This is a genomic window from Mesorhizobium sp. NZP2298 (assembly GCF_013170825.1).
Taxonomy (GTDB): Bacteria; Pseudomonadota; Alphaproteobacteria; order Rhizobiales; family Rhizobiaceae; genus Mesorhizobium.
Window position 1 is genome coordinate 28,018 of record NZ_CP033365.1, and the last position, 15,012, is coordinate 43,029.

Consider the following 15,012-nt stretch of genomic DNA (forward strand, 5'->3'; position numbering starts at 1 on the left):
CTGCCCCAACAGAACGATCCACCGGCTTTGAGAATTTTTCAGGCAGTACAGTATGAGTTTCTAATGTGTCGACTGTCAATTCACCCGTAGCCTTTGCCTTACGTTCAGCAGCACCCCCACCACCGCAAACAGCAACATGATCAGCATTCCGTTAATGCGCCGCTGGCCCGAGGAAACGACCGTCTGTCCGGAAATCGGCACCTTCACATCGATGGCGCCGCGCGCGTCGATCGCCAGCGCATCGACGATGCGTCCGTGTGGATCGACGACGGCCGAAATGCCGTTGTTGGCAGCACGCAGCAAGGGCAATCCATTCTCCACCGCGCGAATCTGGGCTTGTCTGAAATGCTGATAAGGTCCTGGCGTGTCCCCAAACCAGGCATCATTGGTAACGTTCACAATAAGCTGCGCTGACGGAGCGTCAACCGCCACAAGATCCGGAAAGATCACCTCATAACAAATAAATGGCAGGGCTCGGATGCCGCCAGGCAGCGTGATGGCGTGCCGCTCGTTGCCGGCTGCGAACGTCACCGGCCCAGCAACAAGCTGTGCGATGCCGAAACGGTTGAGCAGGTCGGCGAAAGGCAGGTATTCGCCGAACGGCACCAGATGGACCTTATCGACGGCATCGGTGATTTCGCCCTTGTCGTCGATCGCCACCACGGAATTGTAATAACGGCTGTCGGCGGCCGCGGAGCCGCCTTCCTCGCGAACGACGCCGGCGATCAGCATCTGGCCATCGGCCAGCATGTCGCCCAGCGCCGTCAGCGCATCTGGACGCTCGGTGAAGAGGAATGGCACCGAGGTTTCCGGCCAAAGAATGAGTTGCGGCTTACCGTGACCGGGGTCCGGCGCCTTGGCGGACAGGCCCAGCAAGGTAGCGAAGATGCGATCGCGCACCGAGGCGTCCCATTTTTCCGACAGGTCGACGGCAGGCTGGACGATGCGGACATCAAGGCTGCGCTGCGCCGGCTTTTCAGGAGCGGCAAGCCTGACATAGCCGAACCCGACATGGGCCGCAGCAAGCAGGATGAACAGCGCCGCGCCCAGGCGAAGATGCCGGCGCGCCGCCAGCAACGCGGGCAGCGAAAAAAGGAACACGGCAAGCGCATTCATACCGATCATGCCGGTCACCGAGACGCTCTGCATCAGGAGAGGCACGGGCATTGCCGCGTAACCGATCGCATTCCAGGGAAAACCGGTGAACAGGAAGCCGCGCAGCCACTCCGTCAGCCCGAAGCCGAAGGCCAAGGCGGCAATGCGGCCGATATCGCTGCTCCACAGCAGGCGGGCAACCATCGTTGCGAAGCCATAGAAAAAGGCGAGAGCGAAGGGAATACCGACCACGGCGAAGGGAAGCGCCCAGGCAAAATCATCGGCCTCGACCAGCAGCGCCGAGCCGATCCACCAGAGACCGGCGAGGAAATAGCCGAAACCGAACCACCAGCCGACGGCGAAGGCCGGCCGCAGGCGCCGGAACAGGCTGCCGGAGGCTTCGCCCGTCGCGCCATCAAGCAGCCAGACCAGCACCGGAAACGAGATGAAGCAGGCTGCGAAGAAATCATAGGGCGCCTGCCCAAGCACCGTCAGCGCTCCGGCAAGAAAGGCCACGAGCGCGCGCCGCCAACCCCAAAGCAGAATTATCCGGCCGGCAAGGCGCTCCATGCATACTTCCGAGTCGCGCGAATCAGGACGCAAGATTTATCAGGCCGCGGCCTGCGCTCCAAACGGCCGATCGGCCGGGATGCCTCGACCGCCGCTCTAAAACGCGCCGCGTCGAAACAGATTCATGCGACACGCTTCAGGTCTTTGTTCTTTATGCATGTCGTTCTGCCAAAACCGAGGTCACTTCTGGGCGACGCCCACTAACGGTGCCAGCCGTCGATGCGCAGGCCACTCAGCCGCTCGGCCTCTTCGCGGGAAACGGAACAGCTGGGCTGAGTGAAGGTCCAGACATGACCCTCGGGATCGCGCGCCCGATACTGGCGTTCGCCGTAGAACTGATCCGCCGGCTCCTGGATTATTTCGGCGCCGCTCGCGCGCGCCTGCTCGCAATGCGCATCCAGCGCGCCCACGAGCCTGACATAGACCGACTGCGTGTTCTTGCCCGACACCGATGCAGGACTCGCGACATAATCGCTCCATTCGGAATCGACGATGATGTAGCAATCGCCGAACCGCATCTCGGAGTGGACGAGCTTTCCCGCGGCATCGGTCACCACCATGCTGGGCTCAAAGCCGAAAGCCGCTTCGAGCCATGCCAGCGCTGCGCGGGGATCCCTGTAGAAGACGCCGGAACCCAGACTTGCGTGCCTGAACGGGTCGTCGATCGTCATCGAGAGCCGAACCGTTCAGGCTTGTTCGGTGCGCGCCGTGGCCCGCCGGCGGCGCTCGCCCTTCTGGCTCTGCACGATGCGCACGCGCTTGACGCGGCGCGGATCTGCATCGAGCACATGGAACTCGAAGCCCGGAATGGCCTGTACCACCTCGCCACGCGTCGGCACGCGACCGAGCGTGTTGAAGATCATGCCGCCAATGGTGTCGACATACTCGCCGTGCTCGCCTGCCGCGAAGTCCTCGCCGATCATCTTGGCGACGTCGTCGATCTCGGCCTTGCCGTCGACGATGAACACGCCGTCCCCGGCCTGGGTGATCATCGGCTCATCATCGTCATGCTCGTCCTCGATGTCGCCGACGACCATCTCGACAATATCCTCGAGCGACACAAGTCCGTCGGTGCCGCCATATTCGTCGATGACCAGCGCCATCTGCGTGCGCGTCGTCTGCATGCGGCCCATCAGGTCGGAAGCAAGCATCGATGGTGGCACGAACAGAACCTGGCGGATCAGATTGAGCTCGCCGATGGTGCGTGCGAGGTCGACCTGAGCGAGATCCAGTTGCGTGGCGACGGGGGTCTTTCTGGTCGTGCGGCCCTTCTTGACGCGCGCGAGCTTGGTGATGTGGGCCAGCACGTCGCGGATATGGACCATGCCGCGCGGATCGTCGAGCGTCTCGGAATAGACCGGCATGCGGGAATGGCCGGACTGCTCGAAGGTGCCCAAGAGGTCGCCGAGCGTTGTGGCGATCTCGACCGCCTCGATGTCGGCGCGCGGCACCATGACGTCCTCGACGCGCACCTCGCGCAGCCGCAGGATGTTGTTGAGCATGGCGCGCTCGCCAGGCGAGAAGGATTCGACGTCGCTAGCCGTCTCGGCCAGCGCGCCGGCGATTTCCTCACGCAGGCTGGTGCCGTTGCGTTGCCTGAACAGGCCCAAAACGCGGTCGAACAGGGAGGGGCCGGCAGGCGAAGACTCGCCGGCAGCGCTGCCGGTGTTGGCAACACCAGGGGTAATGGTACTCGGACTTGATCCCTCTTCCGACGTATCGGAAGCCTTGGGCGCACTGCCGGCGTCGGGGCGGGCGGCAGTCTCTGGTTTGTCGTTCATCGTCGTCCGGTCAATTGTCAGATGTAGTTACGCGTAGGGATCGGGAATGGCAAGCCTTGCAAGGGCTGCGCGCTCGATGGCTTCCATCGCCTCGGCCTCGGCGTCGGTCTCGTGATCATAGCCCAGCAAATGCAGCAGGCCATGGACGACGAGATGGGTGATATGGTTCTCCAGGGGCTTGTCTTCCAGTGCCGCCTCGCGCGTCACTGTCTCGGCGGCAAGCACGATATCGCCCAGCATCGGCGGCAGTGGGCCGCCGGGCACGGGCGGAAAAGCCGGGAAAGACAGGACGTTGGTGGGTTTGTCCTTGCCGCGCCAGCCGGCATTGAGCGTACGGATATGGGCGTCGTCGGAAAAAACGACGCTGAGCTCGGAACGACCAGCCACGCCGGTCTCGGCGAAAGCAGCATCAACCGCCCGATCGACCAGCCGCGTCAGGCTTGCCTCATCGGGCCAGTCGCCCGCTTCGACCGATATATCGATGTCGACGGACACCGAAGGGCTCCCGTCGCCGGATAAATTGTCCTCAGGCATGAAGCCGCATCGCTGAAATCAATTCTCCGCGCCGAGGCCCCGCGCCAGTTTGGCATCGCGGTCATAGGCCCTGACGATCTCCGCCACCAGCGGATGGCGAACGACGTCGACATCGTTGAAGCGCACGGTTACCGCGCCGGCCACGCCGTCGAGGACACGCAAGGCCTCGACCAAGCCCGATTTGGTGCTCGGAGGAAGGTCGATCTGGGTCGGATCGCCGGTGACAATCATGCGCGAGTTCTCGCCAAGACGCGTCAGGAACATCTTCATCTGCATCGGCGTGGTGTTCTGCGCCTCGTCGAGGATAACAGCGGCATGCGCCAAGGTACGGCCGCGCATGAAGGCAAGAGGTGCGATTTCGATGACTTCGGCGGCAATGGCGCGCTCGACCTTGTCGGCCGGCATCATGTCGTAAAGCGCATCGTAGAGCGGCCGCAGATAAGGATCGACCTTCTCCTTCATGTCGCCGGGCAGGAAGCCCAGCCGCTCGCCGGCCTCGACGGCCGGCCGCGACAGAATGATGCGCTCGACCATGCCGCGCTCGAGCAGCATCGCCGCATGCGCCACCGCCAGATAGGTCTTGCCGGTGCCGGCCGGACCGATGCCGAATACCAGTTCGGAGCGCTCGAGCGCCCGCATATAGGCGTCCTGGTTCAACGAGCGGGCATAGATGGTCTTCTTGCGGGTGGCGATCTGGGCGGCGGAGACCTTGCCCTTGCGCTCCAGCGTCGGCAGCGTCAGCTGATCGTCGGCGGCGACCGCCATGCGCACGGCACCGTCGACATCGGACTGGCCGATATCGACGCCTTTCTGCAGAATCCCGTAGAGATTGTCCAAGGCGCGGCGTGCCTGCTCGGCGGCCGAAGCTGACCCCTTGATGGTCAGCTGGTTGCCGCGCGAGCGGATATCGACGCCGAGCTTCTGCTCGAGCCGGGCGAGGTTCTCGTCGAACTGACCGTAAAGGGCGCTGGCAAGCTTGTTGTTGTCGAAAGTCAGAACGATGTGCGCCATGTCAGAAGCCCCAGATGCCGGTACCGGGGGCAGGTTCTTCAGCTCTGCTGCGCTCAACCGTCTCTCCTCATCTGCCGAGGTCTGTGGCTATGCATGTCGTGTCCCAGAACCGGGATCACTTTTGAGCGACATGCATCAGGCCAACTCGGCGAACAGGCTGTTGTAGCCCGTCTTCGTGATTCGCACCTGGATAATGTCACCGATTTCGCCGGCCTTTTCATCAACAATAACGGGCTGCAGCCAAGGTGAGCGGCCGACCTTCTGACCAGCCTGGCGGCCAGGCTTCTCGATCAGCGTGTCGATGGTGCTGCCGACAAGGCTCAAGCCGAAATCCTGCTGCTGTTTCAGCAGCAGTGCCTGCAGGCGCTGCAAGCGCTCGTCCTTGATCGTTTCCGGCACATGATCAGGCATGTCGGCGCCCGGCGTGCCCGGGCGCGGCGAATATTTGAACGAGAAGGCCGAAGCGTAGTTCACCTGGCGCACCAGTTCCATGGTCGCCTCGAAATCGGCTTCCGTCTCGCCGGGGAAGCCGACGATGAAGTCACCGGACAAGGCGATATCGGGGCGCGCGGCGCGGATGCGATCGAGCAACGCCAGATAATCCCTGGCCGTGTGCCTGCGGTTCATCAATTTCAGGATGCGGTCGGAGCCCGATTGCACCGGCAGATGCAGATAAGGCATCAGCGACGGCAGGTCGCGGTGGGCCGCGATCAGTTCGTCATCCATGTCGCGCGGGTGGCTGGTGGTGTAGCGCAGCCGGGCCAGGCCGGGGATTTCAGCCAGCCGGAACAGCAGCCGGCCAAGGCCCCACTCCTCGCCGTTCCCGCCCTGGCCGTGCCAGGCATTGACGTTCTGGCCAAGCAGCGTCACCTCACGCACGCCAGCTTCGGCCAGGCGCTCGGCTTCCGCGACGATCTGCGCCACCGGCCGCGAAACTTCCGAGCCCCTGGTATAGGGCACGACGCAGAAGGTGCAGAACTTGTCGCAGCCTTCCTGCACGGTGAGGAAGGCGGTGACACCGCGCTTGATCACCTCGGCGCGCTTGGGCTGTGGCAGGTGTTCGAACTTGTCCTCGATGGCGTAGTCGGTCTCGACGATCTTCTCGCCGCCGCGCACTCTAGCCAGCACGTCGGGCAGGCGGTGATAGGTCTGCGGCCCGATAACAAGGTCGACGGCCGGCGAACGCCTGATGATCTCCGCACCCTCGGCCTGCGCCACGCAGCCGGCGACACCGATCAGCAGTTCGCGGCCGGCAATGGCGCGCTCCGCCTTCATGTCGCGGATGCGGCCGAGCTCGGAATAGACCTTTTCGGCCGCCTTCTCCCTGATATGGCAGGTGTTGAGCAGCACCAGATCGGCCTCGCCGATGGCATCGGTCGCGGTATAGCCGTCGGCGGCCAGCGCGTCGGTCATGCGCTGGGAGTCATAGACGTTCATCTGGCAGCCATAGGTCTTGATGAAGACCTTCTTCGCTGCCGTGGCGAGCGATGCCGGCTGTCCGGCCACCGTGCCGATGTCGTCGCTTTCAATCGTGTTCAAGTCCATCCGGCGGCTTCTAACGCCTTTCCGTGACAAAAAACAGACGATTCTCGGCGTGCGCCCCCAAGGCGCATGTCGGGGCTAGCGGCTTGGGCGCGGATCGGCGAGTGCCGCCTGCATCATCCCGCGCACATGGCTTTCCATCAGCTTCGACGTTTCCTTGCGGTTCGAACCCTTCGCAAAGGCGACCGGTTCGCCGAAATGCACTTCGACGTCGAGCGCGCCTTCCGCCATCAGCACCTTGAGATGCGGCATCAGATCCTCGTCGCCGATCCAGGCCGCGATCGGGCGGTGCCGACGGCCGAGCGGCACGCCATGCAGGCGCGTGTAGGCGATCGCCACCGGCTGGATAAACACCTGCTCGGCCGCTCCCTCCGAAATCGCCATCGAGGCAGCGCCGAACAGCGTGCTCTTGAATGGCAGGACAACGTTGCCGTCACCGGTCGACCCCTCGGCGAACAGCACCATGGCGTCGCCCTTGGCCATGCGGCTGGCGATCTCGCTTGCCTGGTCGCCGGAGGAACGCTTGCGCTCGCGCTCGATGAAGACGGTGCGCTGCAGCTTGGACAGCATGCCGATCAGCGGCCAGCCTTCCATATCGGCCCTGGCGATGAACTTCACATCGGCAAAAGAGCCCAGCGCCATGATGTCGGTCCAGGAGATGTGGTTCGAGGCAACGAGCAACGGGCGCTTGGCCGACAGGCCCCCTTTGACATGGACGCGCATGCCGAGCGCCCTGAGGACAAGCCTGTGCCAGATCTTGAGGATGAAGGTTTCCGGCCACCAGCCGGTCTTCATCGACAGGATCTGCAGCGGCACCAGGACCAGCGAACCGGCGACGACAAGGCCCAGGGCCAGGAAAATCCTGATTTTTCCGATCATGCTGTCCTGATCCTGCCATTACAGCGCCGCGCGTTCTCTTGGACGCGCAAAGGACGCCGTAATGCTTTAATTTCGACGCACGATCCTTTCCGAAAATCGGAACCGATTTTCGGGGTCATGCGGCGTCTGGCTAGCGAAGATCGCGGCGCATGACAAGCGCGCCGGTCGGCCCGCGATCGGGCGACTTGTAATAGTCCGGGCGCTTGCCGACTTCGCGGAAGCCCAGCCGACGGTACAGGGCGATCGCGGCGACGTTGGTCTCGTCTACCTCCAGGAACAGCGCTTCGGCGCGTTGCACATGCAGTTCGCGCAACACGGCGTCCATCAACTGCCAGCCCAATCCCTGGCGGCGATGGGATCGCGCCACCGCGACAGTCAGGATCTCGCCCTCGCCGGCGGCCAGCCGGGCCAGCACGAAGCCGACGGGTGGCTTGGCACCCTGCCCGGTTTCGCGCGCGGCATAACCGAACACGGTGTCCTGTCCGAGCAAAGCGGCGAACTCGCCATCGGTCCACGGGCGGACAAAGTCCTCGCGATGCAGCAACGAGACCGCAGGGCTGTCGGTGATCCTGAGCGGTTCGAGTGCATAGTCCCGGCGCCGCGGCTGTAAGAAAGGTATGCGCATTAATTTTGTTGCCTTGAAAGAATAAATCCGGCTTGCGGCTTTGCATCGGCGCCGCGCAGGTAAAGTGGTTTTGGCCTTTCACCCTCGCCTTTGGCGACGGCGAGACGGGCGTATGTGATGATGTCGGCGGTGGCCGTCCGAGGCCCGATGTCGGAAATCCGACCCGCCGATGCGGCGATCTGCACCGCCGCGGTGCCGGCAAGCACCGCAAGGTTCTCCACCGCCAGGGCAGTGGCTTCCGACAATGTGGTCACCGCTGGACCGTAAGCCAAACCTGACATTTCGTCGTAGAGCGCGGCATGGATTTCCTCGCGACCGGCATCAAGCGCCGCCAGCACGGCACGGCCGGGAAATGCCGCTGCCGCCTCGGCGGCCAGTGCCTCGAGCGTCGTCACCCCGATCGCCGGGATTTTCAGCGCCAGCGCCAGGCCGCGCGCGGTCGACACGCCGACGCGCAGACCGGTGAAGGACCCTGGGCCGACAGAGACGGCAATGGCGCCAAGGCCGGGATAGTCGGTCGCGCCCGCCTTCAGCGCCTCGGCGATGACGGCCATCAGGTGCTCGGCATGGCCCTTGCCGAGATCGAGCACCACGCGGCCAAGCTCCCGCCCGGCCGCCGCGTCGTAGACGCAGGCGGCGCAGAGGCTGGCGGCACAGTCGATGGCAAGCACTTTCATGAAACGACCGGTTCCGAAAAACAACTTCCCTGTGCCCGCCAAGGCGCGCCACCGCAAGCATAATTTGTCAAGCGGCTTCGCTTCCGCCAGGGCGCCGTCAAACCTGTTCGATGCGCAGCATGTGGTTGTCCCAGACATAGTCCGGTTCCGACCGTGTCACGCCGCTGCCCTCGATGATCTCGCCGGCGCCGGTGGTTGCCATGAAGCCAGATCCGTCCGGCGCCAGGCCGCAGACCTCGACCAGCGCACTGGTCGAGACCACCCTGCCGCTCGCCACGTCGATCACGGCAAGCGAATTGCCTTCCGGCGACGAGACGGCGACGGTGCCGGCTAAAGGATTGGCGGCGACCGAGCCTATGTAGTTGCGAAAGCCGGACAGCACGTCCGGCGACATGTCGAGCAACTGCAAATCCTTGCCGCGCGCGGCGCGACCAACCAGCAGCGGACGATCGGTGCCCGGCCCCCTATACTGACAGCCGAACCAGATGGTGCCGGCCTGGTCGGTGTCCATATGGCGGATCGACAGTTGGTGCAAGGAAGCCGCCAATTCATGCTTCTCGATCAGGTCGCCGGTGACACGATCGATCAGCACGTAGGACGGCTTCATGGTGGCGATGTTGAGTTCCGCGCGGCCATAATCGGGATGGGTCTCGATGCCGCCATTGGCGACCGCGATCGTCCTGCCATCGCCCAGCAGCAGAAGCTCGTGCGGACCCATGCCGTAAGTCGGGAATTCACCGATGCGGATGAACTTCGCCCGCGCGTCGTAGATGCCGACGACGCCGGCGGCGTTGTCGAAGTCGTTCTCGGTGGCATAGAGCAGGGCGCCGTCGGGCGAGAACACCCCATGGCCGAAGAAATGCCGGCCGGTGACGCTGGCGATGGTCAGCGGGGCGTCGCGCCCGCTGTGATCGAAAACCACGGCGAAGGTGCCGGGCTGGCGGGCGAAGACCACCGAGCGCTTCGAGATGGGATCGAAAGTGACATCATGGCCGCGATCGGGCAGGTCGATCGCATGCAGCACCTTGCCGGCCTCGGACAGGACGGCGGCGCCAAAACTGCCGTCACGCTTGACGAAAGCGGTGGCGAAGACGGCGTCGGCAGCGAGCGTCCTTGCCCAGGCGGACGGCGTCATCGCAACGGCAAAGCCGATGCCCGCGGCTCTCAGGAAATCCCGACGATCGATCAGCGGCGTTTTCAAGGATCAATCTCCATCGAGCGACGAAAAGCCTGCGGTCAGGCCGAATTCGGCGGTCAGCCGGGTACCGATCAGGGTCGAGAGGCTGGAGGTGATCAGGGCGAAATGCTCGAGTTTTTCGCGCAGTGCCGGGTCCGCGAGCGCCTTGTCGATCGGACCCGAGACGGATTTCGCGGTGGCGACACCGTTGACCAGCTGGATATGGATCGACTCCGCTATCCAGCGCGCATCGGGCGACAGCGCATCGCCAAGTTTGGAGGCCTGGAACAGCGCATCGATGCCGGCGAGATTTCCCGCCAGCGAATTGGTGGTGTTTTGCGAACGCCAGTAGATCGCCTGCTTCGGCTTGTCCGCCTCGGGCTTGCCGCCAAGGAAACCTTTCAGGCGGACATCCCGGACCATCTCCAGCTCGTTGATGAAGACACCGACCAGTTCGGTCACCGCTTCGTTGCCGTCGCGGTAGAGCGCGTTCTGCGGCCCGGGATTGGACCAGAGTGCGGCAAAACCGTCCGGCTTGTTCCAGGCTGCGCTAACCTCGCCAGCCATGGTTTCGATATTGCCGGCAACCGCCGCTCCATAGGCGCAGCGATAGGGATCATCCTTACCCGTCAGCGCATCGGCGCCGTCGCCGAAAAGCACGAACTCCAGCGCGCCGAGCCCCTGCATGGCGACGCTCTTGCCGGCAAGCTGTGCCGGATCGGTGGCCGCCGGATCCTTGTCCGACAAGGCCGCCTGCACCTGTTTGAGGCCGATGCTCTTGCGGTCCGGCCAGAACAGCATGCGCTCCAGACGATTGTTCTCCTTGATCGGTCCAAAACCGATGATCTCGGCAGATGACCAGGCATGGACCGTGGCGGAAAACTCGGTCCGCGCCGCGTCGAGCTCGCCTTGAGAAGGCGCCTTGCAGAGCTTTTGCATCGCCTTCGTCAAGGTTTCGGCATGCTGGTGCAAATCGGCATAGGCCGGGCGGACGAAGCCGTCGATCGCCTGCTGGATGATGTCGGAGGCCTTCACCGCCGCCGATGCCGGGAAAACGCCCAGCAGAACCAGCGGAAGAACGAGAACCAGCGCGGAACGCTTCAGCATCAAAGTGACTCCAGGAATTTGAGCAGCGCATCGCGCTCGGCCGCATTGGCGGCGGTGAAGCGGTCGCGCGCCTTCTGCGCCTCGCCACCATGCCACAGGATCGCCTCGGTCAGGCTGCGCGCGCGCCCATCATGCAGAAAGAAGGAATTGCCGTTGACGGTCTCGGTGAGGCCGATGCCCCACAGCGGCGGGGTGCGCCATTCACTGCCCGTCGCATCGCCTACCGCCTGGCCGTCAGCCAGGCCAGGACCCATGTCGTGCAGCAGGAAGTCGGAATAGGGCCAGACCAGCTGGAAGGCCTGCGCCTTGTTGGGCGCATCGCGGCGGGTGACGAATTTCGGCGTGTGACAGGAAACGCAGCCGATTGCATAGAAGACCTTCTTGCCGGCGAGCACATCAGGCGCAGCGAGATCGCGGCGTGCCGGCACGGCCAGGTTCTGCGAATAGAAGGTGACGAGATCCATCACCGGCGTCGGCGCCTCGACCGGACCGAGGCGCGCCTGCACGCCATTCGGCATTGCGAGGCATTCTGCCTGCGCCGCGGTGCAGTCGCCCCAATGTCTTGGTTCTTCCGGCGTCGAAATGCCGATGTCGCCGGCAAAGGCATCCGCGGCCTGCTGCCGGATCGATGCGGTCTGCGCCTTCCAGCCGAAACGGCCAAGCGTCAACTCGCCGCTCGGACCGTCGAGCACGATGTTGGGCCTGCCGGAAATGCCGTCATTGTCGCGGTCGTCCGGATCGGCGTGGGACAGAATGTCCGCCGGCGCGATCTGCTCGATCAAGCCAAGGCCGATCATCGGCGGCGTCAGACGCGGCGACAGCGTGGTATGCGGATCGAGCGGCCCATAGGCGAGATCGGTGACGGAATAATCGGGCTTGCGCAGGGAAACCACGGTGCCATCCGTCAGTTCCACCTTACGTTCCTGATAGTCGACGCGCATCCGGCCTTCGCCGCGCAGGCCGGGCACCGCCAGCTCCTGCAACTGCGTGCCGTAGACCGGGTCGGGAAAATTGAGCCGTTGGCGGTTGGCGATCGCCGCTTTTTCCTCGGCGCTGCCGGCGTCCCGCGCCAGGCGCAGGAACATCGAGGTGGTGCCGGTATCGCCTTGCGGCGGACGACCGCGGCCGTCCTTCAGATGGCAGTTCTGGCAGGCGCGCTCGTTGAACAGCGGACCAAGCCCGTCCGACGCCTGCGTCGAGGATGGCGACGAGACCCAGTTCTTGCGGAACAAGGCGTTGCCGAGCTTGAAAGTGCCCTCTTCCTCGAAGGTGATGTTGGCCGAGGATTGCGAGAAGGCGTCGCGGCTGACGTCCTTCTCGGACGTGCCGGCGCCACCTTGCATCAGCTCGAACGGCTCGGGTTTGGAGAAATCCGTGGTCGGCCTGGTGACGGCGGTGACCCGCGTCTGATCCCGGACATCGAGGTCGCCGCGCGTGGTGGCAAGGCCGGCTGGCTGAAGGTCACCCGCAATCGCGGACGATGTTAGTGCCAGGACAAGAATGGTAGAGCGCCGACAAGCCGGTCCGGCTGGTCTTTTCGGGAGAAGCGGCGAGCCGGCGGCCCGCCGCGAGCGGCGCAGGAATTCTAAGAGGCGCCGCATTCCCGCATGCCTTTACTCCGCCTCGTTGGCCGAGTCGGCGTTGAGCTGGCCGTACTTCTCCTCGCCGATCGAGGCGAGCAGGTCGAGCTGCGTCTCGAGAAAGTCGATGTGACCTTCCTCGTCGGCCAGCAGATCCTCGAACAGTTTCATCGTTACGTAATCGCCCACCTCGTGGCAGATCTCGCGCGAACGCTTGTAGGCAGTGCGCGCGTCATATTCGCCGGCGAGGTCGGATTCGAGCACTTCCTTGACGTTCTGCCCGATGCGCAGCGGCGCCACGGACTGCAGGTTCGGATGGCCTTCAAGGAAGATGATGCGCGCGATGAGCTTGTCGGCGTGGTGCATCTCCTCGATCGATTCGGCCCGCTCCTTCTTTGCCAGCTTGGTGTATCCCCAATCCTCCAGCAGACGGAAATGCACCCAATATTGGTTGACGGCTCCAAGCTCCAGAAAAAGAGCCTCGTTAAGCCGCTCGATGATCTGACTTTCGCCCTTCATGGGTTCTGCTCCCGTATTGGATGCGCAGGCCTCTGACGCGATCCAGATGTGAAACGACATCCACGCCGCTCGCCTCCGAGCGGGCGTGGTAATTTTCGGTGACCCGAATGATCGTTTCCACCACATTTGGGAAGCAGCCGCAACAGCGACCGCGCTTTTGCATCGAGTGATAGATCTTTGCCGGCACGATAAGTTGCCAAGGGTCCTGGTCCAGCAGCCCGATGATCGTCTGCTCGATCTCCCTCTCCGTGATGATATTGCAATGGCAGATCAGCATTTACAGTGCTCGGATGGCTGACGGCGCCTTCCGCGCCGTGTGGCTTGATTGGTCCCGGAGCCCTTTCCGGAGCCAATTGTCAGGCTCCGGAACCACGCACCAGGTTCGGTCTTACTTGAACACCTTGTCGGGCGCGTCGAGGCTGTCGGACCCTTCGAAGGCGATGGCGTTGAGTTTCAGCGAGCCAACGGCACGTTCGATCGACTTGGTCTGGTCGACCAACGCGTCGATCGCCGCCTGCACGGTGGCGTTGCCTTCCTTGTTTCCTTCAGCGATCTGCTGGTCATAGGCCTCACCGGCCTCGGCCCGCGTCTTGATCGCCTCCATCTTGGCGACGGTCACATCGAGCTTGTCGGACAGTTCCTTGTCGATCGCCGGATCGGCAGCCTTGACCATGTCATGCACCGAAGGCCCGGAAACGACAGTGCCGTCGAGCCTGGTATAGCTGGCGACGTAGGCAGCACGGATGCCGATCGCGTCATAGAGATGCGAATTGTAGGTGTTGTCGGAGAAGCAGTCGTGCTCCTCCTCCGGGTCGTGCAGCAGCAGGCCGAGCTTCATGCGCTCACCGGCCAGTTCACCATAGGACAGCGAGCCCATGCCGGTGAAGATGACCGAGATCGCGGTGTTCGGCTCTTCATCGATGAGGGCCTTGCGCGCGGCGCCGTCCTCCTTCCAGTTGCCGACCATTTCCTGCAGGTCCGAAACCAGAAGCGTGCTGGCCGACTTCAAATACTCGGCACGGCGGTCGCAATTGCCGCCGGTGCAGTTCTTGAGATCGTAGTCGGTGTAGGGGCGTTCGCCGGCGCCCGGGCCGGTGCCGTGCAGATCCTGGCCCCAGAGCAGGAATTCGATGGCATGATAGCCGGTGGCGACATTGGCCTCGATGCCGCCGGCCTCCTGCAGCGTGCCGGACAGGAATTCCGGCGACAGTTTCGAGGCATCGACCTTCTTGCCGTTGATCTCGATTTCCTTGTTGGCGATCACATTGGCGGTATAGAGCGAATTCGCATCCGATTCGGTGCCGTAGCTCTTGGCGACATAATCGATCAGGCCTTCGTCCAGCGGCCAGGAATTGACCTTGCCTTCCCAATCGTCGACGATCTTGTTGCCGAAGCGGTAGACCTCGGTCTGCTGGTAAGGCACGCGCGATGCCTTCCAGGCGTCGCGAGCGGCCTTGAGCGTGTCAGCGGACGGATTGGCAAGCAGCGCGTCGACCGCCTTGTCGAGGGCCTGGGCCGTGGTCAGCGAATCCTCATACTTGGCAAGCGCGATGTCTGAATAGGTCTTGATGACCGATTTCGCATCGGTTTCCGCCTTGGCCGGCAGCACAAACACCGCCGCCGTCAGCAGTGCCGTGGCGCCAATCGCTGCAAGCCTGCCGCCATATCGTGCTGTCATTATCGCTCTCCAGTTTTTTGGAAATTCTATAAACGGCGCGTGCGGCAGCCGGCGCCAGGCCATGTCGATGCCGTGGGGCGCAAGACTTGCCACGCGATCGCGCGGTTCGGGGAAGAAAGACACCAAAATGCCTCCAATCGAACGGGTTCAAGGCCCAGACATCAAAGGGATGCGCTAACGCGCAGGCTTCCATAAAGCTTCGACGTCCATGGAAGTCAACGAAAATCGTCTGGAAAA

At 63.4% G+C, this 15,012-nt stretch carries 15 protein-coding genes; all 15 read right to left on the reverse strand.

Annotated elements, in window-relative coordinates:
* Positions 1 to 75: 75 nt before the first annotated feature.
* On the reverse strand, positions 76 to 1,665 hold the full coding sequence (gene lnt, locus EB231_RS00140; protein WP_172347069.1) for an apolipoprotein N-acyltransferase: 1,590 nt from the start codon (positions 1,663 to 1,665) through the stop codon (positions 76 to 78).
* A gap of 200 nt (positions 1,666 to 1,865) precedes the next feature.
* Positions 1,866 to 2,336 carry a VOC family protein gene (locus EB231_RS00145; RefSeq protein ID WP_172347070.1) on the reverse strand — a complete coding sequence of 157 codons (471 nt, stop codon included), beginning with the start codon at positions 2,334 to 2,336 and terminating at the stop codon, positions 1,866 to 1,868.
* A gap of 15 nt (positions 2,337 to 2,351) precedes the next feature.
* Positions 2,352 to 3,446: a hemolysin family protein gene (locus EB231_RS00150; RefSeq protein ID WP_172347071.1), complete on the reverse strand. Its 1,095-nt coding sequence runs from the start codon at positions 3,444 to 3,446 to the stop codon at positions 2,352 to 2,354.
* A 27-nt stretch (positions 3,447 to 3,473) separates the two neighbouring features.
* Positions 3,474 to 3,980, reverse strand: coding sequence for an rRNA maturation RNase YbeY (gene ybeY, locus EB231_RS00155; protein ID WP_172347072.1), 507 nt, complete (start codon positions 3,978 to 3,980; stop codon positions 3,474 to 3,476).
* A gap of 18 nt (positions 3,981 to 3,998) precedes the next feature.
* Positions 3,999 to 4,991: a PhoH family protein gene (locus EB231_RS00160; RefSeq protein WP_019863063.1), complete on the reverse strand. Its 993-nt coding sequence runs from the start codon at positions 4,989 to 4,991 to the stop codon at positions 3,999 to 4,001.
* A 135-nt stretch (positions 4,992 to 5,126) separates the two neighbouring features.
* Entirely contained in the window at positions 5,127 to 6,536 is a 1,410-nt protein-coding gene (gene miaB / locus EB231_RS00165) for a tRNA (N6-isopentenyl adenosine(37)-C2)-methylthiotransferase MiaB (RefSeq protein WP_172347073.1), read from the reverse strand.
* Between the two features lie 75 nt (positions 6,537 to 6,611).
* Positions 6,612 to 7,412 (reverse strand): lysophospholipid acyltransferase family protein, encoded by an 801-nt coding sequence (locus EB231_RS00170; RefSeq protein ID WP_172347074.1) that lies wholly within the window; start codon positions 7,410 to 7,412, stop codon positions 6,612 to 6,614.
* Positions 7,413 to 7,542: 130 nt separating this feature from the next.
* Entirely contained in the window at positions 7,543 to 8,037 is a 495-nt protein-coding gene (locus tag EB231_RS00175; RefSeq protein WP_172347075.1) for a GNAT family N-acetyltransferase, read from the reverse strand.
* Positions 8,037 to 8,714, reverse strand: coding sequence for a tRNA (adenosine(37)-N6)-threonylcarbamoyltransferase complex dimerization subunit type 1 TsaB (tsaB, locus tag EB231_RS00180; RefSeq protein ID WP_172347076.1), 678 nt, complete (start codon positions 8,712 to 8,714; stop codon positions 8,037 to 8,039). Before tsaB ends, EB231_RS00175 begins: the two co-directional genes overlap by 1 nt.
* Positions 8,715 to 8,811: 97 nt before the next feature.
* Positions 8,812 to 9,915 carry a DUF1513 domain-containing protein gene (locus EB231_RS00185; protein ID WP_172347077.1) on the reverse strand — a complete coding sequence of 368 codons (1,104 nt, stop codon included), beginning with the start codon at positions 9,913 to 9,915 and terminating at the stop codon, positions 8,812 to 8,814.
* 3 nt (positions 9,916 to 9,918) lie between these two features.
* Positions 9,919 to 10,998, reverse strand: coding sequence for an imelysin family protein (locus tag EB231_RS00190; protein WP_172347078.1), 1,080 nt, complete (start codon positions 10,996 to 10,998; stop codon positions 9,919 to 9,921).
* Positions 10,998 to 12,599 (reverse strand): di-heme oxidoreductase family protein, encoded by a 1,602-nt coding sequence (locus tag EB231_RS00195; RefSeq protein ID WP_172347079.1) that lies wholly within the window; start codon positions 12,597 to 12,599, stop codon positions 10,998 to 11,000. The genes EB231_RS00190 and EB231_RS00195 overlap by 1 nt, the downstream gene beginning before the upstream one ends.
* Before the next feature lie 12 nt (positions 12,600 to 12,611).
* Positions 12,612 to 13,097: a bacterioferritin gene (gene bfr, locus EB231_RS00200; RefSeq protein WP_115144684.1), complete on the reverse strand. Its 486-nt coding sequence runs from the start codon at positions 13,095 to 13,097 to the stop codon at positions 12,612 to 12,614.
* The gene (locus EB231_RS00205; RefSeq protein ID WP_140775518.1) at positions 13,063 to 13,374 is read right to left on the reverse strand and encodes a (2Fe-2S)-binding protein; all 312 of its coding nucleotides are present in this window, start codon (positions 13,372 to 13,374) and stop codon (positions 13,063 to 13,065) included. Before EB231_RS00205 ends, bfr begins: the two co-directional genes overlap by 35 nt.
* A gap of 111 nt (positions 13,375 to 13,485) precedes the next feature.
* Positions 13,486 to 14,775, reverse strand: coding sequence for an imelysin family protein (locus tag EB231_RS00210; protein WP_172347080.1), 1,290 nt, complete (start codon positions 14,773 to 14,775; stop codon positions 13,486 to 13,488).
* Positions 14,776 to 15,012 lie beyond the last annotated feature (237 nt).

What these genes read in the sequence shown, in the direction of transcription:
- lnt (WP_172347069.1), bottom strand. Translation starts at nt 1,665, where the DNA reads ATGGAGCGCCTTGCCGGCCGGATAATTCTGCTTTGGGGTTGGCGGCGC.
- EB231_RS00145 (WP_172347070.1), bottom strand. Translation starts at nt 2,336, where the DNA reads ATGACGATCGACGACCCGTTCAGGCACGCAAGTCTGGGTTCCGGCGTC.
- EB231_RS00150 (WP_172347071.1), bottom strand. Translation starts at nt 3,446, where the DNA reads ATGAACGACAAACCAGAGACTGCCGCCCGCCCCGACGCCGGCAGTGCG.
- ybeY (WP_172347072.1), bottom strand. Translation starts at nt 3,980, where the DNA reads ATGCCTGAGGACAATTTATCCGGCGACGGGAGCCCTTCGGTGTCCGTC.
- EB231_RS00160 (WP_019863063.1), bottom strand. Translation starts at nt 4,991, where the DNA reads ATGGCGCACATCGTTCTGACTTTCGACAACAACAAGCTTGCCAGCGCC.
- miaB (WP_172347073.1), bottom strand. Translation starts at nt 6,536, where the DNA reads ATGGACTTGAACACGATTGAAAGCGACGACATCGGCACGGTGGCCGGA.
- EB231_RS00170 (WP_172347074.1), bottom strand. Translation starts at nt 7,412, where the DNA reads ATGATCGGAAAAATCAGGATTTTCCTGGCCCTGGGCCTTGTCGTCGCC.
- EB231_RS00175 (WP_172347075.1), bottom strand. Translation starts at nt 8,037, where the DNA reads ATGCGCATACCTTTCTTACAGCCGCGGCGCCGGGACTATGCACTCGAA.
- tsaB (WP_172347076.1), bottom strand. Translation starts at nt 8,714, where the DNA reads ATGAAAGTGCTTGCCATCGACTGTGCCGCCAGCCTCTGCGCCGCCTGC.
- EB231_RS00190 (WP_172347078.1), bottom strand. Translation starts at nt 10,998, where the DNA reads ATGCTGAAGCGTTCCGCGCTGGTTCTCGTTCTTCCGCTGGTTCTGCTG.
- EB231_RS00195 (WP_172347079.1), bottom strand. Translation starts at nt 12,599, where the DNA reads ATGCGGCGCCTCTTAGAATTCCTGCGCCGCTCGCGGCGGGCCGCCGGC.
- bfr (WP_115144684.1), bottom strand. Translation starts at nt 13,097, where the DNA reads ATGAAGGGCGAAAGTCAGATCATCGAGCGGCTTAACGAGGCTCTTTTT.
- EB231_RS00205 (WP_140775518.1), bottom strand. Translation starts at nt 13,374, where the DNA reads ATGCTGATCTGCCATTGCAATATCATCACGGAGAGGGAGATCGAGCAG.
- EB231_RS00210 (WP_172347080.1), bottom strand. Translation starts at nt 14,775, where the DNA reads ATGACAGCACGATATGGCGGCAGGCTTGCAGCGATTGGCGCCACGGCA.